The sequence below is a fragment of the Pseudomonas sp. 50_B genome, from assembly GCF_017491625.1.
GTDB classification, from domain to species: domain Bacteria; phylum Pseudomonadota; class Gammaproteobacteria; order Pseudomonadales; family Pseudomonadaceae; genus Aquipseudomonas; species Aquipseudomonas danubii.
On record NZ_JAFGYX010000038.1, the window covers coordinates 1 to 24,715 of the forward strand.

At 68.8% G+C, this 24,715-nt stretch carries 2 protein-coding genes; both read left to right on the top strand.

Annotated features, from left to right (window positions below):
- On the top strand, positions 1–9,862 hold a 9,862-nt coding region (locus J5M73_RS29865), incomplete at its 5' end, for a non-ribosomal peptide synthetase (protein ID WP_207816810.1).
- Complete coding sequence (locus J5M73_RS29870; protein ID WP_207816811.1) at positions 9,859–24,582, top strand: non-ribosomal peptide synthetase; 14,724 nt, start codon at positions 9,859–9,861, stop codon at positions 24,580–24,582. The genes J5M73_RS29865 and J5M73_RS29870, both read left to right, overlap by 4 nt.
- Positions 24,583–24,715: the final 133 nt, after the last annotated feature.

Consider the following 24,715-nt stretch of genomic DNA (forward strand, 5'->3'; position numbering starts at 1 on the left):
GCGCCAGGACCATTTCTTCGAGCTGGGCGGCCATTCGCTGCTGGCGGTCAAACTGATGGAGCGCATGCGCCAGGTGGATCTGTGCGCCGATGTGCGGGTGCTGTTCGGCCAGCCGACCCTGGCCGCCCTGGCGGCCGCCGTGGGTGGGCAGCGCGAGGTGCAGGTGCCGGCCAACCGGATCGCTGCCGATTGCCGGCGCATCACGCCAGAGCTGCTGCCCCTGGCGGACCTCGATCAAGCGGCCATCGACCGGGTGCTGGCCCAGGTGCCCGGTGGCGCGGCCAACGTTCAGGACATCTATGCCCTGGCCCCCCTGCAGGCGGGCATCCTGTATCACCACCTGAGCAGCACCGAGGGCGACCCCTATGTGCTCCAGGTGCAGTTCGAGTTCGCCAGCGACGACGTCTTGCAAACCTTTACCCTGGCCTTGCAGCAGGTGATCCAGCGCCACGACATTTTGCGCACCAGTGTGGTCTGGCAAGGCCTCGACGCGGCAGTGCAAGTGGTCTGGCGCCAGGCTCCCCTGGAGCTGGAAGTGCTGGAGCTGGACCCCGCCCGGGGGACGATCCTCGGGCAACTGCAGGCCGGTTTCGACCCCCGTCACTATCGCCTCGACCTGGGCCGGGCACCTTTGCTGCGCCTGGTCTGTGCCCGGGACGCTGACCCGCAGCGCTGGTTGGGCATCCTGTTGCTGCATCACCTGGCCCTGGACCACAGCTCCCTTGAGGTGCTGGTGCAAGAGATCAGTGCCGTGCTGCAAGGCCACGGCGCGCAGCTGCCGCCTGCCGTGCCTTACCGCAACTATGTGGCCCAGGCGCGCCTGGGGCTTGGCGAACCGGAACATCAGGCGTTCTTTCGCCAGATGCTGGGGGACATCGACGAGCCGACCCTGGCGTTCGGCCTGCAGGACGTCAATCGCGACGGCAGCGGCATCCGCGAGCAGCAGCTGCGGCTGGAACCGGCACTGTGCCGGCGTTTGCGCCAGCAGGCGCGCAGCCTTGGCGTCAGTGTCGCCAGCCTGATGCACCTGGCCTGGAGCCGGGTCCTGGGGCCGCTGTCCGGCCGCGACGAGGTGGTGTTCGGCACCGTGCTGCTGGGCCGCATGCACGGCGGGGCAGGGGCCGACCGCGCCCTGGGCATGTTCATCAATACCTTGCCACTGCGGATCGGCCTGGGCCCCCAGGGCGTGGCAGAGGCCCTGCGCCGTACCCATCAGCAACTGGCGCAACTGCTGGGGCATGAGCACGCCTCCCTGGCCCTGGCCCAGCGTTGCAGCGGCGTACCGGCGGCGCAGCCGCTGTTCAACAGCCTGCTCAACTACCGTCACAGCCCCCAGCAAGCCGCTGGGGACCAGGGGCCGGCGGCCTGGGACGGCATTCGCGTGCTGGCGTCCGAAGAGCGCAGCAACTACCCGCTGGCGCTGAACATCGACGATGACGGCGAGGGCTTGCGCCTGACCCTGCAGGCGGTGGCCCAGGTCAATGGCGAGCGGGTCTGCCGCTACATGGAATGCGTCCTGGAGCACCTGGCCCAGGCCCTGGAGCAGACGCCGGACATGGCCCTGCAACTGATCCCGCTGCTGCCCGCGGCCGAACGCCGGCAGCTGCTGGTGGAGTTCAATGCCACGGCCCGTGACTATCCGCGCCGACAGACCCTGCACCAACTGTTCGAAGCCCAGGCCCAGGCCCATCCGCAGCGGGTGGCGGCGGTGGAGGGCGATGCGCTGCTCAGCTACGCCGAACTCAATACCCGGGCCAACCAGCTGGCCCACCATCTGCTGGAGCTGGGGGTACAGCCCGGGGATCACCTGGCGATTCTGTTGCCACGCTCCCTGGACCTGTTGCTGAGCCAGTTGGCCATCAGCAAGTGCGCCGCGGCCTATGTGCCCCTGGATATCCAGGCCCCGGCCCAGCGCCAGGGCTTCATGGTCAGCGACAGCCGCAGCGTGGTCTTGCTGACCCGCAGCGACGAGGTGCTGGATTGCCCGGCCCGGCGCGTGGACCTGGATCGCCTGCGGCTGAGTGCCTTGCCCACCCACAACCCGGACCTGCCCCAGTCCTCCGAGAGCGTGGCGTACATCATGTACACCTCAGGCTCCACCGGCACGCCCAAGGGGGTACGGGTGCCGCACCGGGCCATCAGCCGCTTGGTGATCAACAACGGCTACGCCGATTTCAATCCCGAGGATCGGGTGGTCTTCGCCTCCAACCCGGCCTTCGACGCCAGCACCATGGACGTCTGGGGGGCCTTGCTCAACGGCGGACGGGTGCTGGTCATCGATCACCACACCCTCTTGGACCCGCTGGGTTTCGGCCAGGCCCTGAGCACCTTGGGGGCCACGGTGCTGTTCGTCACCACGGCGCTGTTCAACCAGTATGTGCAGCTGATTCCCGAGGCCCTCAAGGGCTTGCGGATTCTCCTCTGCGGCGGCGAGCGTGCCGACCCGGCGGCCTTCCGCCGGCTCTTGGCGCACGCGCCGCAACTGCGCCTGGTGCACTGCTATGGCCCCACCGAAACCACCACCTACGCCACCACCCATGAGGTCCGGCAATTGGCGGTCGACGCCGAGCACGTGGCCATCGGCCGGCCGATCTCCAATACCCGGGTGTATGTCCTGGATCAGCACCAGCAGCCAGTGCCCCTGGGGGCCCAGGGCGAGATCGTCATCGGTGGCGATGGCGTGGCCCTGGGTTACCTCAACCGTCCCGAACTGAGCGCCGAGAAGTTCATCCGCGACCCTTTCAGCGACCAGCCGCAGGCGCTGCTGTACCGCACCGGGGACCTGGGCCGCTGGCTGGACAACGGGGTGCTGGAATGCCTGGGGCGCAACGACGATCAGGTGAAGATTCGCGGCCTGCGCATCGAACCGGGCGAGATCGAAGCGCGCTTGCTGAGCTGTCCCGGGGTCAAGGAAGGCGTGGTCCTGGCCCGCGAGGATGAGCCCGGGGACAAGCGCCTGGTGGCCTACTACAGCGTGCAGGCCGACACCCCGAAGCCGTCCGCCGAATCCCTGCGCCAGGCGCTGCAACAGCAACTGCCGGACTACATGGTGCCCCTGGCCTATGTGCGCCTCGATGCGTTGCCCCTGACCAACAACGGCAAGCTGGACCGCAAGGCCCTGCCGGCGCCGGATCAGTCGGCCCTGCTCAGCCGTGGCTTCGTCGCTCCCGAGGGCGAGGTGGAGATGGCCCTGGCACGGATCTGGAGCGAACTGCTCAAGGTCGAGCGGGTCGGGCGTCACGATCATTTCTTCGAGCTGGGCGGGCACTCGCTGCTGGCGGTGAGCCTGATCGAGCGCATGCGCCAGATCGGCCTCAGCGCCGATGTGCGGGTGCTGTTTGGCCAGCCGACCCTGGCGGCCCTGGCCGCCGCCGTGGGCAGCGGTCGCGAGGTGCAGGTGCCGGCCAATCTGATCGGCGCCGATTGCCAGCGCATCACGCCAGAGCTGCTGCCGCTGATCGAACTGGACCAGCAGGCCATCGATCGGGTGGTGGCCAGCGTCCCCGGAGGCGTGGCCAATGTGCAGGACATCTACCCCCTGGCGCCGCTGCAGGAGGGCATCCTCTATCACCACCTGAGTGCCGAACAGGGCGATCCCTACCTGCTGCAATCGCGCCTGGCCTTCGACAGCCTGGAGCGTTTGCAGCGCTTTGCCGGGGCCATGCAACAGGTTATCCAGCGTCACGACATCCTGCGCACCGCAGTGCTCTGGGAGGGCTTGCCGCAGCCGCTGCAGGTGGTCTGGCGGCAGGCCGAACTGCAGGTTCTGGAGCAGGTCCTGGACCCGGCCGACGGCGATCTGCTCGAACAACTGCAGCAACGTTTCGACGCCCGCCACTGGCGCCTGGACCTGAACCGCGCGCCGCTGATCCGCCTGGTCTATGCCCGGGTCCCGGGGCAGTCGCGGGTGCTGGCGATCCTGCTGTTCCACCACCTGGCCCTGGATCACACCGCCATGGAGGTGATCGGCGAGGAAATGCACGCGCTGCTGTTCAACCACCACGAGCGCCTGGGCACCCCGAAGCCTTATCGCAACTACGTGGCCCAGGCTCGGCTGGGGGCCGGTCAGGCGGAACACGAGGGGTTCTTCCGGCAGATGCTCGGTGATATCGACGAGCCGACCCTGGCCTTTGCCGTGGAGGATGTGCAGGGCGATGGCCGGGATCTCGAAGAGGCCCGGGTGCCCGTGCCCGACGCCCTGAGCCTGCGCTTGCGTGAGCAGGCGCGGCAGTTGGGGGTCAGTGCCGCGGCGCTGATGCACCTGGCCTGGGGCCTGGTCCTGGGGCAGGTGTCCAATCGTCGGCAGGTGGTGTTCGGCACCGTGCTGATGGGGCGGATGCAGGGCGGCGAGGGCGCCGACCGGGCCCTGGGGGTGTTTATCAATACCTTGCCGCTGCGGGTGGATGTGGACGCCGGCAGCGTGCGGGCCGGGGTCCGTGCGACCCATGCCCGGCTCAGCGCCCTGCTGGCTCATGAGCATGCGTCCCTGGCCCTGGCCCAGCGTTGCAGCGGGGTGCCGGCCAGCTCGCCGCTGTTCAGTGCCTTGCTCAACTACCGGCACAGCGTGGCGGACGCCGGACGCGGTGCTGGCCTGGATATCTGGCAGGGGATTGAGCTGCTGGGGGGTGAGGAGCGCAGCAACTATCCGCTGAGCCTGAGCGTCGACGACCTGGGCCAGGGCTTCAGCCTGTCGCTGCTGGCGTTGCCGGCGATTGGCACACAGCGCATGGCCGGCTACATGCTCCAGGTGCTGGAGCAACTGACCGATGCCCTGGAATGGAGCCCGGACCTGGACCTGTGGCAGCTCTCGGTATTGCCGACGGCGGAGCGCCAGCAGTTGCTGGAAGGCTTCAACGCCAGCGTCGCCGACTATCCCCGTGGACAGACCCTGCACGGCCTGTTCGAGGCCCGGGTGCAGGCCGCGCCCGAGGCCGTGGCCCTGGTGCAAGGGCCATTGCGCCTGAGCTACCGGCAACTGAATCAGCGGGCCAATCAACTGGCCCGGCAACTGCTGGAGCTGGGGGCCGGCCCCGACGAGCGCGTGGCGCTGTGCCTGCCACGGGGCCCGCAACTGCTGACGGCCATGCTGGCGATTCTCAAGGCCGGAGCCAGCTATGTGCCCATCGACCCGAGCCATCCGCCGGAGCGCATCGCCTACCTGCTGCAGGACAGCGCGCCCCTGGCGGTGCTGGTGCAGGGCGCAACCCGCGAGCTGCCGGGCACGCCAGGCCTGGTGCGGATCGACCTGGACGGCTGCATCTGGCAGCAGGCGCCCCTGGACAATCCCCAGGTGCCGGGGCTGACCCCGGCGCACCTGGCCTATGTGATCTACACCTCCGGTTCTACCGGCCAGCCCAAGGGCGTGATGGTGGAGCACCAGAGCCTGGAGAACCTGGTGCACTGGCACTGCGCGACCTTCGACCTGGGGCCGGGGCGCCACAGTTCCAGCGTCGCCGGCCTGGGTTTTGACGCCATGGCCTGGGAGGTCTGGCCGACCCTGTGCAGCGGCGCCACCTTGCACCTGCCACCGGCCGAGGTCGGCAGCCAGGACCTTGACGCCTTGCTCGGCTGGTGGCGGGCCCAGCCCCTGGATATCAGCTTCCTGCCGACCCCGGTGGCCGAGTACGCCTTCAGCCAGGGCCAGGGTCACCCGACCCTGAGCACCTTGCTGATCGGCGGCGACCGCCTGCGCCAGTTCCCGGCCGATCCGGGGTTTGCCGTGATCAACAACTACGGGCCCACCGAAGCCACGGTGGTGGCCACGTCCGGCCCAATATCAGTGGGCGGCTCCCTGCACATCGGCCGGCCCATGGCCAACGCGCGGATCTACCTGCTGGACGAACGGCTGCGCCCGGTGCCCCTGGGGGTAATCGGTGAGCTCTACGTCGGTGGCGCCGGGGTGGCCCGGGGTTACCTCAATCGCGACGCGCTGACGGCCGAGCGTTTCCTCGACGACCCGTTCTGCGCCGAGCCCCAGGCGCGCCTGTATCGCACGGGCGACCTGGCCCGCTGGCGTGCCGATGGCAGCCTCGACTACCTGGGGCGCAACGACGATCAGGTCAAGGTCCGTGGCATGCGCATCGAGCCGGGCGAAATCGAGGCGGCGCTGCTGAGCCATCCGGCCCTCAAGGAAGCCCTGGTGCTGGTGCGCGAAGGGCGTTTGCTGGCGTACTTCACCGAGCATGCCGAGGTTTCCAACCAGGAGCTGGATCTCCAGGATTTGCGCGACCATCTGCAAGGCCGGCTGCCGGACTACATGCTGCCGGTGGCCTATGTGCGCTTGCTGGCGCTGCCCCTGACCGCCAACGGCAAGCTCGATCGCAAAGCGTTGCCACAACCGGATCAGGACGCCTGGCTGAGCCGCGAATTCGAAGCGCCACAGGGCGAGGTGGAAAACGCCCTGGCGCAGATCTGGAGCGAGCTGCTGCAGGTGCAGCAGGTGGGACGCCACGATCACTTCTTCGAGCTGGGCGGGCACTCGCTGTTGGCAGTGAGCCTGATCGAGCGCATGCGCCAGATCGGCCTTGGCGCCGATGTGCGAGTGCTGTTCAACCAGCCGACCCTGGCGGCCCTTGCCGCTGCGGTGGGCAGCGGCCGCGAGGTGCAGGTGCCGGCCAACCGGATCGGCGCCGATTGCCAGCGCATCACCCCCGAGCTGTTGCCGCTGATCGAACTGGACCAGGACGCCATCGAACGCATCGTCGCCACGGTGCCGGGCGGGGTGGCCAACGTGCAGGACATCTACCCCCTGGCGCCATTGCAGGAGGGCATCCTCTATCACCACCTGAGCGCCCGCCAGGGTGATCCTTATCTGCTGCAATCCCATCTGGCCTTCGCCGACCGGCAGCGCCTGGAAGACTTCACCCAGGCCTTGCAGCGCGTGGGCGAGCGCCACGACATCCTGCGCACCGCGGTGCTCTGGGAGGGCCTGAAACAGCCGCTGCAGGTGGTCTGGCGCCGGGCCCGGGTGGCGGTGGAGGAGGTCATCCTCGACCCGGCCGAGGGCGACATCCTTGAGCAGTTGCAGGCTCGCTTCGATGCCCGGCATTGGCGCCTGGAGCTGACCCAGGCGCCGTTGATGCGCCTGGTCCATGCCCTGGACCCGGTCCGGCAACGCACGGTGGCGATCCTGCTGTTCCATCACATCGTTTTGGACCACACCGCCCTGGAGGTGGTCCGCGAGGAAATCCAGGCCTGCCTGTTGGGGCAGGAGCCTGCCGGCACGGCGATTCCCTATCGCAACTATGTGGCCCAGGCCCGCCTGGGGGGCAGTCGCGAGGAGCATGAGGCGTTCTTCCGCGAGATGCTCGGGGACATCGACGAACCGACCCTGCCGTTCGGCCTGCAGAACGTGCAGGGCGACGGTGAGGCCATTGAAGAGTTGCAGCGGGTGCTGGACGCCGACCTGAGCGCGCGCCTGCGGGCCCAGGCGCGGTTGCTGGGAGTCAGTGCCGCGAGCCTGTTCCACCTGGCCTGGGCCCGGGTCCTGAGCGTCACCTCGGGCCAGGAGCGGGTGGTGTTCGGCACCGTGCTGCTGGGACGCCTGCAAGGCGGACTGGGGGCCGACCGGGCCCTGGGCATGTTCATCAACACCTTGCCGTTGCGGGTCGACCTGGACCACAGCGGCACCCGGGCGGCGGTCAAGGCGACCCATGCCCGGCTCAGCGCCTTGCTGGGGCATGAGCATGCCTCCCTGGCCCTGGCCCAGCGTTGCAGTGCCGTGGCCGCGCCGCTGCCGCTGTTCAGCGCCATGCTCAACTACCGCCACGGCAGCGACGCAGCGCCGAGCCCGGCCATGCAACAGGCCTGGCAAGGCATCCAGACCCTGCGCAGCGAAGAGCGCACCAACTACCCCCTGAGCCTCAACGTCGATGACCTGGGCCAGGGCTTCCGCCTGACCGCCATGACCCTGGCGCGGATTGGCGCCGAGCGCATCTGCGGCTACATGGAGCAGGCCCTGCAGGCCCTGGTGGAGACCCTGGAACAGGCGCCCCAGCGGCCCTTGCGCCAGGTGCCGATCCTGCCGCCGGAGGAGCGCCGGCAGTTGCTGCACGCCTGCAATGCCACGACCCGGGACTGTCCGCTGGAGCAGACCCTGCACGGCTTGTTCGAGGCCCAGGTCGTGCGCACTCCCGAGGCATTGGCGGTGCAGGCCGGTGAGCAGCGCCTGAGCTATCGCCAGCTCAACCAGCGGGCCAACCAGTTGGCCGGGCACTTGCTGCAACTGGGGGTGAGGCCCGATACCCGGGTGGCGATCTGCGTCGAGCGCGGCCTGGAAATGGTCATCGGCCTGCTGGCGATCCTCAAGGCCGGCGGCGCCTATGTGCCCATCGACCCGACGTACCCCGCAGAACGCATCGTCTACATGCTTGAGGACAGCGCGCCCCTGGCGGTACTGGTGCAGGCTGGCGGCCGGCCCCTTCCGTGCGAGCTGAAAGTGCCTCTGGTGGAACTCGACCGCTGGGTCTGGAGCGAGGCGCCCCAGGCCAATCCGCAACACCCTGGACTGAGCCCGAGCCATCTGGCCTATGTGATCTACACCTCCGGTTCCACCGGCCAGCCCAAGGGCGTGATGAACGAGCACCGGGCGGTGGTCAACCGCCTGCTGTGGATGCAGGAACAATATGCTCTGAGCGCCGATGACGCGGTGCTGCAAAAGACCCCCTTCAGCTTCGACGTTTCGGTCTGGGAGTTCTTCTGGCCGCTGTTCACCGGTGCACGGCTGGTGATGGCCCGCCCGGAAGGGCACAAGGACCCGGCCTACCTGCGCCAGGTGATCCGTGATGAAGGCATCAGTACCCTGCATTTCGTGCCGTCGATGCTTGATGTGTTCCTGGCCCATGGTCAGGACGTGGAGGACCTCGGCCTGCGCCAGGTGATGTGCAGCGGTGAGGCCCTGCCAGGCAGCCTGGTGCGGCGCTTCAAACAGCAGCTGCCCCAGGTCGGGCTGCACAACCTCTACGGTCCCACCGAAGCGGCGGTGGACGTCACCGCCTGGGATTGCGCCGGGCCGTTGGCCGAGACCCCGGACAACACCCCCATCGGCAAGCCCATCGCCAACACCCGCATCTACCTGCTGGACGGGCAGATGCAGCCGGTGCCTCGGGGAGTGGTGGGCGAGTTGTACATCGGCGGGGTGCAGGTGGCCCGGGGTTACCTCAACCGTGAACAACTGACCGCCGAGCGCTTCCTCAAGGACCCGTTCAGCGAGGCCCCCGGGGCGCGCCTGTACCGCACCGGCGACCTGGGTCGCTATCGGGCCGACGGCGCTATCGAGTACCTGGGGCGCAACGACGATCAGGTGAAGATCCGCGGCCTGCGCATCGAACTGGGGGAAATCCAGGCTCGCCTGACCCAGCTGGACGGGGTCAAGGAAGCGGTGGTCCTGGCCCGGGAAGACGTGCCCGGGGATCTGCGTCTGGTGGCCTACTACACCTGCCACGAAACGCACCGCCAACTGCCCATCGACCGTCTGCGGGCGCAGTTGCGCGAGCACCTGCCGGACTACATGGTGCCGGCCTTGTTCGTGCACCTGGAGGCGCTGCCCTTGAGCCCCAACGGCAAGCTGGCGCGCAAGGACCTGCCGGTTCCGGGGCGCGACGCGGCCCTGGTGCGCGAATACGAGGCGCCCATCGGAGACACGGAGATCACCCTGGCCCGGCTCTGGGCCGAGTTGCTCAATGTCGAGCGGGTGGGGCGCCAGGATCATTTCTTTGAACTGGGCGGGCATTCGCTGCTGGCCGTGAGCCTGATCAGCCGGATGCGCGAAGAAGGCATGGAAGCTGATGTCAGGACGCTGTTCGAACAACCGACCCTGGCGGGCTACGCGGCAATGACCGAACGAATGGAGATCGTCCTGTGAGCGTGACCGAACTGTTGGCGACACTGAAGGAAAAAGACGTGCAACTGGTGCTCAAGGGCGAGCAACTGGTGGTCCAGGGCAACAAGCAGGCCTTGAGCGAACCGGCCCTGCTGGCCCGGCTGCGGGAGTACAAACCGCAACTGATCGAGCTGATCAAGGCCGGGAAATACTCGGCCACCAAGGCCGGGCAGGTCCAGGTGCCGGCCAACGGCATCACCCCGGCGACCCGCCACATCACCCCGGACCTGCTGCCCCTGGCCGACCTCAGCCAGGAGGCCATCGAGCGCATTGTCGCCACGGTGCCGGGCGGGGTGGCCAACGTGCAGGACATCTACCCCCTGGCGCCGCTGCAGGAGGGGATTCTCTATCACCATGTCAGTGCCGTGCAGGGCGATCCCTATGTCATGCAGGCGCATTTTGCCTTCGCCAGCCGCGAGCGCCTGGAGGCCTTTGCCGAGGCCTTGCGCGGGGTCATTGCACGCCACGATATCCTGCGCACCGCGGTGCTCTGGGATGGCCTGGAGCAGCCGATGCAGGTGGTCTGGCGCGAAGCCGCGCTGGTGCTCCAGGAGGTCGATACCGACCCGGGCGCGGGCGACGTCATGGCCCAGTTGCATGGCCGTTTCGACGCCCGCCACTTTCGCCTGGACATCAGCCAGGCGCCGATGCTGCGCCTGGTGCATGCCTGGGACGCCGCCGGGCAGCGCATTGTCGCCATGCTGCTGTTCCATCACATGGCCCTGGATCACAGCGCCCTGGATGTGGTGCGCCATGAAATGCAGGCGTTGCTCATGGGCCAGGGCGAGCGCCTGGGGCCGGCCCTGGCGTTTCGCAACTACGTGGCCCAGGCCCGGCTGGGCACCCGTGAAGAGGAGCACGAAGCCTTCTTCCGGCAGATGCTCGGCGATATCGACGAACCGACCCTGGCGTTCGGCCTGCAGGATGTGCAGGGCGATGGGCGAGCCATCGAGGAAGCCAGCCTGATCCTGCCGGAGCCGTTGAGCCAGCACCTGCGGGCCCGGGCGCGGCAGGCCGGGGTCAGCGCCGCGAGCCTGTTCCACCTGGCCTGGGGCCGGGTGCTGGCGACCCTGGCGGGCAAGCGCAAGGTGGTGTTCGGCACGGTGCTGATGGGGCGCATGCAGGGGGCCGAGGCCACCGACCGGGCCCTGGGGATCTTCATCAACACCTTGCCGTTTCGCCTGGATGTGGACGAACGCCCCCTGGATGAGGCCCTCAAGGCCACCCATGCGCGCCTGACCACCTTGCTGCGCCATGAACACGCGGCCCTGGCCCTGGCCCAGCGCTGCAGCGGCGTGAGCGCGCCGACCCCGCTGTTCAGTGCCTTGCTCAACTACCGCCACAGCGGCGCCGCCGTCAGTACCGAGGCCCAGGCCGCCTGGGCCGGGATCAGCACCCTGCACTCCGAGGAGCGCACCAACTACCCCCTGACCCTGAGTGTCGACGACCTCGGCGCGGGCTTCGGCCTGACCTTGCTGGCCAGCACCCAGGTCGATCCGCGACCGATCCTCGACTACCTGCTGTGCACCCTGGAACACCTGGCCCAGGCCCTGGAACAGACGCCCGGGCTGGCCCTGGCACAACTGCCGATCCTGTCCCGGGACCTGCGCCAGCAGTTGCTCGAAGGCTTCAACCACAGCGCCGTGGATTACCCCCGGGGCCAGACCATCCATGAGCGCATCCAGGCCCAGGCGGCCCGTACCCCTGAAGCGGTGGCCGCCTGGTACCAGGGCCGGGCCCTGAGTTACGTCCAGCTCAACCGACAGGCCAATGGGCTGGCCCGGCAATTGCGCGAGCTGGGCGTGCAGCCCGACGACCGCGTGGCCATCGTCGCCCGGCGCGGCCTGGAGACCCTGGTGGGCTTGCTGGCCATCCTCAAGTCCGGGGCCTGCTATGTGCCGATCGATCCGGCCCATCCCGCCGAGCGCCTGGGCTACCTGTTCCAGGACAGCGGCCCGCGGGCAGTGCTGACCCAGGCCGATCTGCTGGGGCGCCTGCCGCCTGTGGCGGTGCCGGTGATCGAGCTCGATCAAGGTCTCTGGCAGGACCCGGCCCAGGACAACCTTGACCTGACGGGGCTGACCCCGGCCCATCTGGCCTATGTGATCTACACCTCCGGCTCCACCGGCCTGCCCAAGGGGGTGATGGTGGAACACCAGACCCTGTGCAACCTGGTGGACTGGCACTGCCAGGCCTTCGACCTGCACGCCGGCAGCCACACGTCGAGCCTTGCCGGGTTCGGCTTCGACGCCATGGCCTGGGAGGTCTGGCCGGCCTTGTGCGTCGGCGCCACCCTGCACCTGGCACCGGCCCAAGAGGGTAGCGAGGACGTGGATGCCTTGCTCGCCTGGTGGCGTGCCCAGCCCCTGGACGTGAGCTTCCTGCCGACCCCGGTGGCCGAGTACGCCTTCAGCCAGGAACTGCAACATCCGACCCTGCGCACCCTGTTGATCGGCGGCGACCGCCTGCGCCAGTTCAGCCATCCGCAGCCCTTCGCCCTGATCAACAACTACGGCCCCACCGAAGCCACGGTGGTGGCAACGTCCGGCCCGATAGCGGCGGGCGGCTCCCTGGACATCGGCCGGCCCATCGCCAACGCGCGGATCTACCTGCTCGATGAGTTGCAGCGGCCGGTGCCCATCGGCGTGGCCGGCGAACTCTATGTGGGCGGCGCCGGGGTGGCCCGGGGTTACCTCAATCGCGATGTGCTGACGGCCGAGCGTTTCCTCGACGATCCCTTCAGCGACCGGCCCGGGGCGCGCATGTACCGCAGCGGTGACCTGGCCCGCTGGTTGGCGGACGGGCGTATCGAGTACCTGGGGCGCAATGACGACCAGGTGAAAATCCGTGGCGTGCGCATCGAACTGGGGGAAATCGAGAGCCGCCTCAACCCGTTCCCCGGGATCAAGGAAGCGGTGGTGCTGGTCCGCGAAGACCAGCCGGGCAACCCGCGGCTGGTGGCCTACTTCACTGCGCACGAGGGGGCTGCTGCGCTGTCGGTGGCGGACCTGCGGGCCCACTTGCTGGCGCAACTGCCGGACTCCATGGTGCCGGTGGCCTATGTGCAGCTCGATGCCTTGCCCCTGACCGCCAACGGCAAGCTGGACCGCATGGCGCTGCCGGCGCCGGATCAGGCGGCCTTGATCAGCCGCGAGTACCAGGCCCCCCGGGGACCCACCGAAACCACCCTGGCGGATATCTGGCAAGAAGTGCTGCACTTGCCGCGAGTCGGGCGCCACGACCACTTTTTCGAACTGGGCGGCCACTCCCTGCTGGCCATGCGCATGGTGTCCCAGGTGCGTCAGCGCCTGGGGGTGGAGCTGGCCCTGGGCGAGCTGTTCGCCAATGCCGAACTCTGCGCGGTGGCGGCGGTGCTCGACCGGGCCGGACGCAGTCAGTTGCCGGAGATCTTCCCGGCGTCCCAGGACCATGACCTGCCACTGTCCTTTGCCCAGCAACGCCTGTGGTTCCTGGCGCAGATGGACGGCGCCGGCAGTGCCTACAACATTCCCATCGGCCTGGGCCTGCGCGGGCGCCTGGATCGCCCGGCGCTGCAACAGGCGCTGCAGGCCATCGTCGCTCGGCACGCCACCTTGCGCAGCCGCTTTGTCCTGGGGGAAGACCAACCTCAGGTGCTGATCGGTGCCATCGAAGAGGCCCTGGAACTGGGCTTCGAAGACCTGCGGGACGCGCCCCGGAACCTGGCCGAACGGGTACGGGCCGAGGCGGCCCAGGCCTTCGACCTGGAACGCGGGCCAGTGATCCGCGGGCGCTTGCTGGCCCTGGCGGACGATCATCATGTGCTGCTGCTGACCCTGCACCACATCGTCGCCGACGGCTGGTCCATGGGGGTGCTGACCCGGGAACTGGTGGCCCTGTACCAAGCCTTCAGCCAGGGCCGCCCGGACCCGCTGCCGCCGTTGGCGGTGCAGTACAGCGACTTTGCCCTGTGGCAGCGCCGCTGGCTCAGTGGCGAGGTGCTGCAGCAGCAGGGCGACTACTGGCGCCAGACCCTGGCCGATGCCCCGACCTTGCTGACGCTGCCCTACGACCGGCCACGGCCGCCGCACCAGGACTTCAGCGGTGGCAGCGTCGAGATCCTCCTCGATGGGCCGCTGAGCGCCCAGCTCAAGCGCCTCAGCCAGCGCCATGGCTGCACCCTGTACACGACCCTGCTGGCGGCCTGGGGCTTGCTGTTGGGGCGCCTCTCGGGACAGACCGATCTGCTGATCGGCATTCCGGTGGCCAACCGCATGCGCGCCGAGGTGGAAGGGCTGATCGGCCTGTTCGTCAACACCCTGGCCCTGCGCCTGGACCTGGACGCCGAGCAGAGCGTTGCCGCCTTGCTGGCCCAGGTCCGCGCCCGCAGCTTCGCCGCCCAGGCCCACCAGGACCTGCCCTTCGAGCAGGTGGTGGAGATCGTCCGGCCCCAGCGCAGCCTGTCCCACAGCCCGCTGTTCCAGGTGGTGCTGACCTGGCTCGACGATTTCACCCAGGACCTGGTGCTCGATGAGCTGACGCTCGAAGGCGTGGCCGGGGCCACTCAGGTGGCCAAGTTCGACCTGACCCTGAGCCTGGGAGAAAGCCAGGGGCAGATCCGTGGCGCCCTGGACTACGCCAGCGCCTTGTTCGATGCAGCGACCGTGCAGCGTTACGTCGGCTATCTGGTGCAGGTACTGCAGGCCATGGTGGCAGACGATCAGCAACGGCTGGCCCAGGTGCAACTGCTGGAGGAGGGCGAGCGTCGACAACTGCTGGAGGCCTTCAACGCCAGTACGCAGGACTACCCCAAGGGCATGACCCTGCACCAGCGCTTGGAGGTACATGCCAGGCAGCAAGCCGATGCCACGGCGCTGCAGGCCGGTGAGCAGAGCCTGAGCTACCAGCAGTTGAATACCCGGGCCAATCAACTGGCCCACCATCTGCGCGGGCTGGGGGTGGGCCCGGATAGCCGGGTGGCGATCTGTGCACCGCGAGGCCTGGAGCTGGCCGTCGGTCTGCTGGCAATCGTCAAGGCCGGTGGCGCCTATGTGCCCATCGATCCGAGCCATCCGCCGGAGCGTATCGCCTACCTGTTGCAGGACAGCGCACCGCTGGCCGTGCTGGTGCAGGGGGCAACCCGCGCCCTGGTGGGCGATCCGCCGGTTGCGGTGATCGATCTGCTGCAGCCGGACTGGCAGCAGCAGTCCTTGGCCAACCCCCAGGTGCCCGGGCTGTGCAGCGAGCATCTGGCCTATGTGATCTACACCTCCGGTTCCAGCGGATTGCCCAAGGGGGTGATGGTGGCACACGCCACCCTGGAGAACCTGGTGGACTGGCACTGCCAGGCGTTCGACCTGGGGCCGGGGCGCCATGCTTCCTGTGTCGCCGGCCTGAGCTTCGATGCCATGGCCTGGGAGTTCTGGCCGACCCTGTGCGCAGGCGCCACCCTGCACCTGCCGCCGGCCAGCATCGGCCACCAGGACCTCGACCAACTGCTGCAGTGGTGGCGCGCCCAGCCTCTGGACCTGAGCTTCCTGCCCACGCCCGTGGCGGAATACGCCTTCAGCCAGTCGCTCGGGCATCCGACGCTGCGCACCCTGCTGATCGGTGGCGACCGCCTGCGGCAGTTCAGCCAGCCGCAGAGTTTTGCCGTGATCAACAACTACGGCCCCACCGAAGCCACGGTGGTGGCGACTTCCGGGCTGATGGAAGCCGGCGGGCCCCTGGACATCGGCCGACCCATCGCCAACGCGCGGGTCTATCTGCTCGATGAGTTGCAGCGGCCGGTGCCCATCGGCGTGGCCGGTGAACTCTATGTGGGCGGCGCCGGGGTGGCCCGGGGCTACTTCAATCGCCACGCACTGACGGCCGAGCGTTTCCTCGACGATCCCTTCAGCGACCAGCCCGGGGCACGCATGTACCGCAGCGGCGATCTGGCTCGCTGGCGGGCGGACGGGCGCATCGAGTACCTGGGCCGCAACGATGACCAGGTGAAGATCCGTGGCGTGCGCATCGAACTGGGGGAGATCGAGAGCTGCCTCAAGCGGCTGCCCGGGATCAAGGAAGCGCTGGTGCTGGCCCGGGAGGATCGACCGGGACAGATCCGCCTGGTGGCCTATTTCACCGCGACCGGCGCCGTGGCAGTGACCCCGGCGGCGTTGCGCAGCCAATTGCTCGGGCTCTTGCCCGAGTACATGGTGCCGGCGGCCTACGTGGGCCTGGAGGCGCTGCCGTTGACCGCCAACGGCAAGCTGGATCGGCGGGCGCTGCCCCGGCCCGAGCTTGATGCGCTGCTGACCCAGGACTACGTGGCTCCCCAGGGCGCCAGCGAGATCGCCCTGGCCGAGATCTGGAGCGAGCTGCTGCAGGTGCAGCAGGTGGGACGCCACGACCACTTCTTCGAACTGGGCGGGCATTCGCTGCTGGCCATGCGCATGCTGTCCCAGGTGCGCCAGCGCCTGGGGGTGGAGCTGGCCCTGGCCGAGCTGTTCGCCAATGCCCGGCTCAGCGCCGTGGCCCAGGCCCTGGAACAGGCCGAGCGCAGCAGCCTGCCGGACCTGCTGCCGGCGCCGCGCAATCAGCCGTTGCCCTTGTCCTTCGCCCAGCAGCGCCTGTGGTTCCTGGCGCAGATGGAGGGGGCCAACACCGCCTACAACATTCCCATTGGCCTGCGCTTGCGCGGGCAGTTGGATGGCGATGCCCTGCAACGGGCCCTGGAGCGTATCGTCGCGCGCCATGAAACCCTGCGCAGCCGCTTTGCCCAGTACGCTGATGAAGCCGAGGTGCTGATCGCGCCCGTGGAGGCGGGCCTGGGCCTGCTGCTGGAAAACCTGCGGGGTCATCCTCAGGCCGACAAAGCCTTGCAGGCCCTGGTGCAAGGAGAAGCCTCGGCGCCCTTCGACCTGCAGCGCGGGCCGCTGATCCGTGGGCGCCTGATCAGCCTGGCGGATGATCATCACGTGTTGCTGCTGACCCTGCACCATATCGTCAGCGATGGCTGGTCCATGGGGGTGCTGACCCGGGAACTGGTGGCGCTGTACGCCGCCTTCAGCCGCGGCCTGCCCGATCCGCTGCCGCCCTTGGCGGTGCAGTACAGCGACTTCGCCCACTGGCAGCGGCGCTGGCTCAGCGGCGCGGTGCTGGAGCAGCAGGCGCAGTACTGGCGCCAGGCCCTGGAGGGCGCGCCGCCCTTGCTGATGCTGCCCGGCGACCGACCACGGCCGGCCCGCCAGGACTACGCCGGCAGCAGCGTCGAAGTCCGCCTCGATGCTGCCCTGACGGCCGGGCTGCGAGCCTTGAGCCAGCGCCATGGCACCACCTTGTACATGACCCTAATGGCGGCCTGGGGGCTGCTGCTGGGGCGGCTGTCCGGGCAGGCCGACGTGGTGATCGGCACTCCGGTGGCCAACCGCATGCGCGCCGAAGTCGAAGGGCTGATCGGCCTGTTCGTCAACACCCTGGCCCTGCGCCTGGACCTGGGCGCCGCGCCACGGGTGGAGGCCTTGCTGGCCCAGGTCAAGGTCCGGACCCTGGAGGCCCAGGCCCATCAGCACCTGCCGTTCGAACAGGTGGTGGAAATCCTGCGTCCGGTGCGCAGCCTGTCCCACAGCCCGCTGTTCCAGACCCTGCTGACCTGGCAGAACGGCGACGGGCCGCAACTGGTGCTGGGGGACCTGCGCCTGGAAGCCATTCACGAGGCCAGCCACTTCGCCAAGTTCGACCTGTCCCTGAGCCTGGGGGAGGTGCAGGACCGGATCGAAGGCAGCCTGGAGTACGCCACGGCGCTGTTCGATGGGTCGACCATGAGGCGGTATGTCGGTTACCTGAAGCGGGTGTTGCAGGCCATGGTGGCGGACGATCAGATGCTGCTGGAGCAGGTGCCGCTGCTGGACGCCGCCGAACGTCGGCAACTGCTGCACGGTGTCAACGCCACCGCCCGCGACTACCCCCTGGAACAGACCCTGCACGGCTTGTTCGAGGCCCAGGTACTGCGCACCCCCGAGGCACTGGCGGTGCAGGCCGGTGAGCAGCGCCTGAGCTATCTCCAGCTCAACCAGCGGGCCAACCAGTTGGCCGGGCACCTGCTGCAACTGGGGGTGGGGCCGGACAGTCGGGTGGCGATCTGTGTCGAGCGCGGGCTGGAAATGGTCATCGGCCTGCTGGCGATCCTCAAGGCCGGCGGCGCCTACGTGCCCATCGACCCGGCGTACCCCGCAGAACGCATCGCCTACATGCTTGAGGACAGCGCGCCCCAGGCGCTGCTGGTGCAGGGTGCCACCCGGGCACTGCCGGGCAGCCCGACCGTGCCCCGGGTGGACCTGGACCAGCCACTCTGGGCGCGCCAGCCCCGGGTCAATCCCCGGGTCAACGGGCTGACCCCCGGGCACCTGGCCTATGTGATCTACACCTCCGGTTCCACCGGCCAGCCCAAGGGCGCGATGAACGAGCACCGGGCGGTGGTCAACCGCCTGCTGTGGATGCAGGAACAATATGCTCTGAGCGCCGATGACGCGGTGCTGCAGAAGACCCCCTTCAGCTTCGACGTTTCGGTCTGGGAGTTCTTCTGGCCGCTGTTCACTGGTGCACGGCTGGTAATGGCCCGCCCCGAAGGGCACAAGGACCCGGCCTACCTGCGTCAGGTGATCCGCGATGAGGGCATCAGCACCCTGCACTTCGTGCCGTCGATGCTGGATGCGTTCCTGGCCTATGGCGATACCCGGGATTGCAGCGGCCTGCGTCAGGTGATGTGCAGCGGCGAGGCCCTGCCGGGCAGCCTGGTACGGCGCTTCAAGCAGCAGTTGCCCCAGGTCGGGCTGTACAACCTCTATGGCCCCACCGAAGCGGCGGTGGACGTCACCGCCTGGGATTGCGCCGGACCGTTGGCCGAGACCCCGGACAACACCCCCATCGGCAAGCCCATTGCCAACACCCGCATCTACCTGCTGGACGGGCACATGCAACCGGTGCCTCGGGGAGTGGTGGGCGAGTTGTACATCGGCGGGGTGCAGGTGGCCCGGGGATACCTCAATCGAGATGAGCTGACCGCCGAGCGATTCCTCAAGGACCCGTTCAGCGAGGCCCCCGGCGCGCGCATTTACCGCACCGGCGACCTGGGTCGCTATCGGGCCGACGGCGCTATCGAGTACCTGGGGCGCAACGACGATCAGGTGAAGATCCGTGGCCTGCGCATCGAACTGGGGGAAATCCAGGCCCGCCTGACCCAGCTGGACGGGGTCAAGGAAGCGGTGGTCCTGGCCCGGGAAGACGTGCCCGGGGACCTGCGTCTGGTGGCCTACTACACCTGCGCCGCCGGGCGTCCGGCCCTGGCGGTGGAACAGCTGCGCCAGGCGTTGCTGGAACACCTGCCGGATTACATGGTGCCGGCCTTGTTCGTGCACCTGGAAGCGCTGCCCTTGAGCCCCAACGGCAAGTTGGCGCGCAAGGAGCTGCCGGCCCCGGGGCTGGCGGCAGCCAGCGTGCGCGAGTACGAGGCGCCGGTAGGCGAGGTGGAAATTCTTCTGGCCGGGCTCTGGGCCGAGCTGCTCAATGTCGAGCGGGTGGGGCGCCAGGATCACTTCTTCGAACTGGGCGGGCATTCGTTGCTGGCGGTGAGCCTGATCGGCCGCATGCGTCGGGCCGGGCTCTCGGCGGATGTGCGGGTGCTGTTCGGCCAGCCGACCCTGGCGGCCCTGGCCGCCGCCGTGGGGCGTGGCCGTGAAGTGCAGGTGCCGGACAACCTGATCTACCGCGACTGCCCGCGCATCACCCCCGAGCTGCTGCCGTTGCTGACGCTGGATCAGGCGGCCATTGACCGGGTGGTGGCCACGGTGCCGGGCGGCACCGCCAACGTCCAGGACATCTACCCCCTGGCGCCGTTGCAGGCCGGCATCCTGTTTCACCATCTGGCCGCCGGCCGGGGCGATCCCTATGTGTTGCAGGCGCAGTTTGCCTTCGACACGGCCCAGCGCTTGCAGACCTTCGTCCGAGCCTTGCAGGGGGTGATCGAACGCAACGACATCCTGCGCAGCGCGGTGCTCTGGGAAGGGCTGGACGAGCCGCTGCAAGTGGTCTGGCGCCAGGCGCCCCTGGAGGCCGAGGAAATCGTCCTTGACCCGGGCCAGGGCGACATCCTCGGCCAGTTGCAGGCGCGCTTCGACAGTACGCGCTATCGCCTGGACATTGCCCGGGCGCCGCTGTTGCGCCTGGTCTACGCCCGGGACCCGGTCAACCAGCGACTGGTGGCGCTGTTGCTGTTCCATCACCTGGTGATGGACCACGTGGCCCTGGAAGTGCTGCAGCATGAACTGCAGGCCTTCCTCCTTGGCCAGCAGCAACGGCTGGGTGACCCCGTGCCCTATCGCAACTACGTGGCCCAGGCCCGACTGGGCATCGGTGAGGCCGAACATGAAGCCTTCTTCCGCGAGATGCTCGGCGATATCCGGCAACCGACCCTGCCCCTGGGCTTGCAGGACGTGCAGGGCGCCAGCGCGCCGCTCAACGAGGCACGCCAACCCTTGGACCGCCTGCTGAGCCGGCGCCTGCGCTTGCAGGCGCGGCAGCTGGGGGTCAGCGCTGCGAGCCTGATGCACCTGGCCTGGGGCCGGGTCCTGGGCTGCCTGGCCAACCAGCAGCAGGTGGTGTTCGGCACCGTGCTGCTGGGACGGATGCAGGGCGGCGAGGGTGCCGAACGGGCCCTGGGGGTGTTCATCAACACCTTGCCGCTGCGGGTGGACCTGGGGGACCTGCCGGTGCGCCATGCACTGCTGGCCACCCATGAACGCCTGGCGCAACTGCTGGGCCATGAACAGGCGCCCCTGGCCCTGGTGCAGCGTTGCAGCGCGGTGGAGGCGGGTACGCCGCTGTTCAGCAGCCTGCTCAACTACCGCCACAGCGCGCCGTCGACCGGGCTGCCTGGGCAAGCCAACGCTGCCTGGGAGGGCATGCAGTTGCTCAATGCCCAGGAGCGCAGCAACTACCCCCTGACCCTGAGCATCGACGACCTGGGGGATGGCTTCATGCTCACCGCCGTGGTGGCGGGCATCGATGCCCAGCGCATTTGCCACTACCTGCACGAGGCCCTGGACAACCTGTTGCAGGCCCTGGAGCAGACGCCCGATCTGGCCATCGGCCAAGTGCCGGTGTTGCCGGCTGCCGAGCGCCAGCAGGTGCTGGTGAACTTCAACGCCACCGCCCGCGACTATCCACGCCAGCAGACCCTGGATCAGCGTTTCGAGGAACAGGTGCAGGCCCGTCCCCAGCAGGTGGCGGCGGTCCATGGCGAGCAAGTGCTCAGCTACGCCCGGCTCAATACCCGGGCCAATCAGCTGGCCCATCACTTGCTGGGGCTGGGGGTGCAGCCCGGGGACAGGGTGGCGCTGCTGTTGCCACGCTCCCTGGATCTTTTGCTGGCGCAGTTGGCGGCCAGCAAGTGCGGCGCGGCCTACGTGCCGCTGGACATCAACGCCCCCGCCGAACGCCAGGTGTTCATGCTCCAGGACAGCGGCGCCAGGGTGCTGCTGGCGCACTCGGCGCAGGCCCTGGAGGGGGCGCTGCCGGGGGCGCAGTTACTGCGGGTGGACCTGGATCGCCTGCGCCTGGACCGGCTGCCGGGGCACAACCCGGCCCTGGCCCAGTCCTCCGAGGCGGTGGCCTACATCATGTACACCTCCGGCTCCACGGGCGTGCCCAAGGGCGTACTGGTGCCGCACCGGGCCATCACCCGGTTGGTGATCAACAACGGCTACGCCGATTTCAACCCCGGGGACCGGGTGGCCTTTGCCTCCAACCCGGCCTTCGACGCCAGCACCCTGGACGTCTGGGGGCCCTTGCTCAACGGCGGCCGGGTCGTGGTGGTGGACCAGCAGACGCTGCTGGACCCCGAGGCCTTCGCCGAGTTGCTGAAGGCCGCGGGAGCCACGCTGCTGTTTCTCACCACCAGCCTGTTCAACCAGTACGTGCAACTGATGCCCCAGGCGTTCAGTGGCCTGCGCATGCTCCTGTGCGGCGGTGAACGGGCCGACCCGGTGGCCTTCCGGCGGATGCAGGCCGAGGTGCCCGGCCTGCGTCTGGTCAATGGCTACGGACCGACGGAAACCACCACCTTTGCCGTGACCCATGAGCCCGAGGCACTGGCGGCCGACGCCGACAGCGTGCCCATCGGCCGGCCGCTGTCCAACACCTGCGTGTACATCCTCGATGCCCAGGGTCAGCCGCTGCCCATCGGCGTAGTGGGGGAGATCTACATCGGCGGCCAGGGCGTGGCCAAGGGCTACTTGAATCGGCCTGAACTGAGCGCCGAGAAGTTCCTCCCCGATCCCTTCTGCAGCGAGGCCGCCAACCCTGGCTCCGAACCCCTGATGTACCGCACCGGCGACCTGGGGCGCTGGCAGGAGAACGGCCTGCTGGAGTACCTGGGGCGCAACGACCAGCAGGTGAAGATCCGTGGCTTTCGTATCGAACCGGGGGAAATCGAGGTGCGGCTGGCGAGCTTCCCCGGACTGCGCGATGGCGTGGTCCTGGTGCGCGAGGAGGCGCCCGGGGACTTGCGCCTGGTGGCCTACTACACCCTGCAGCCACAGGCGTCGGAGCCGGCCGTCGAAGCCTTGCGCAACCACCTGCTGGCGCAACTGCCGGAGTACATGGTGCCTCAGGCTTACGTGCGTCTGCCGGCACTGCCCCTGACCAACAACGGCAAGCTGGACCGCAACGCGCTGCCGGCACCGACTCCTGCGGCGCAGGTCACCGCCTGTTTTGAAGCGGCGCAGACGCCCCTGGAGCAGACCCTGGCGGCCCATTGGGCGCAGGTGCTGAAACAGCAGCAAGTGGGGCGCCACGAGCATTTCTTCGAACACGGCGGGCATTCGCTGCTGGCGATCCAGTTGGTCAACCGCCTGCAACAGGCCGGGCTCGACGTGAGCCTGGCGCAGTTGTTCCAGCACCCCAGCGTGGCCGCCATGGCGCGTTTGCTGGAGGCGCGCCCGGCGACCCCGCCACAGGCCCCCGAGTGGGTCACGGTGCGCAGCGGCACTGGCCCGGCGCTGTTCCTGGTGCATGAGTTCACCGGCCTGGATGCCTACTTCCCGGCGCTGGGGCAGCACCTGGAAGGGGATTTCCCCATCTATGGCCTGCCGGGCGTGGCCCTCGGCCAGCCGCAGTTGCGCACCCTGGAGTGCCTGGCCACCCGCTTGCTGGAGGTCATGCGCCGGGTCCAGCCCGAAGGGCCGTATCGCCTGGCGGGCTGGTCTTTCGGTGGGGTGCTGGCCTATGAGATCGCCCAGCAGTTGCTGGGGCAGGATCAGCAGGTGGCGTTCCTCGGCTTGATCGACAGCTACGTGCCGCGCCTGACCGACCAGGGCAAGGCGCGCTGGTCCGCAAGCGATCCCCGCAAGCAGCACCTGCTGTTGCAGTGCAGCGCCTACTGGAGCGCCCAGGGCCCGGCGGGCGTGCAACCGCTGGCGCTCGTCGAACAGCTGCGCCAGGCCCTGGACCGCCTGGACTTCCCCGAGCTGCTGCAGCGCTGCCGGGAACAGGGCCTGCTGTTCGAGCAACTGGCAAGCGCGGCGCCCGAGACGCTGGGGCATTACCTGGACCGTGAGGTGGCTCACGGCCATGCACTGGCCCATTACCGCCTGCAGCCGATCAGTGTGCCGGTGCACCTGTTCTGCGCCGCCCAGCGGCCCAGCGCATTGTCCCGGCGCAGCCCGACCCTGGGCTGGGGCGAGGTGCTGCCGGGGCCATGCCTGCACTGCATCAGCGTGCCCGGGGATCACCTGAGCATGATGAAGGCGCCGCACATCCATGAACTGGGCCAGGCCATGAGCCAGGCCATCGAGCAGGCCGGGGTCGCTGCCAGCACCGGAGCAACGTCCCACCAGCCCTTGCTGCGGATTCAGAGCGGGCGCTGCGGGCAGACGCCGATCTTCTGTGTACCGGGGGCCGGCGACAGCGTTACCGGCTTTATCGGCCTGACCGAAGCCCTGGGGCCGGATTGGCCGATCTTCGGCCTGCAGCCCCGGGGCCTGGATGGCCAGGGCGTGCCCCACACCCGGGTGGAGGCGGCGGCGCGTTACTACCTGCAAGCCATCGAGCAGGAGTACCCCCAAGGGCCGTTGCACGTGATCGGTCACTCCTTCGGCGGCTGGGTTGCCTTCGAAATGGCCGGGGCCCTGCAGGCCGCGGGGCGCGAAGTGGCGTCCCTGACCCTGATCGACAGCGAGGCCCCGGACGGCCACGGCGTGGTGGGGCGGCCCTACACCAGCACGGCCGCGCTGTTGCGGTTGATCGAGTCCATGCAACTGGCGTGCGGCCAGAGCCTGGGCATCGATCCGCAGCTGTTTGCCGCCGAGGACGACGCCATGCAGATGCACCTGCTGCATGCCGGCATGGTCCGGGTCGGCCTGCTGTCCCAGCGTGCCGATCCTCGGGCGATGCAGGGGCCGGCGCGAACCTTCGCCAGCGCCCTGCGCACCCGCTACCAGCCGCAACGCCCTTACCGGGGACCGGTGCGCCTAGTGCTGGCGTACGATCCGCGCCTGGACGCCGCCGGCAACCTGCGTGAGCAGGAGGCGATGGTCCAGGGCTGGCGTGGGCAGGTGACGGAGCTGGGGCTGTGGCAGGGCCCGGGCAACCACTTCAGCCTGCTCAAGGCACCCCACGTCCAGCATCTGGCGGCCTGGTGGCGTGACGGGCTGGCGCTGCCCCAGGGGGAGGCTGTGTCATGAGCCTGGATGCGGCGGCGGGCCGGGTGCCCGCCGCTGGCTGACAGCCTTTCATTCATCTGGAACACCGCTCACTACGGCAGCACGGTGTTCTGTAAGGGGGCTCGCCGCTGGCCGGTGGAGCCCGCCCTCAACG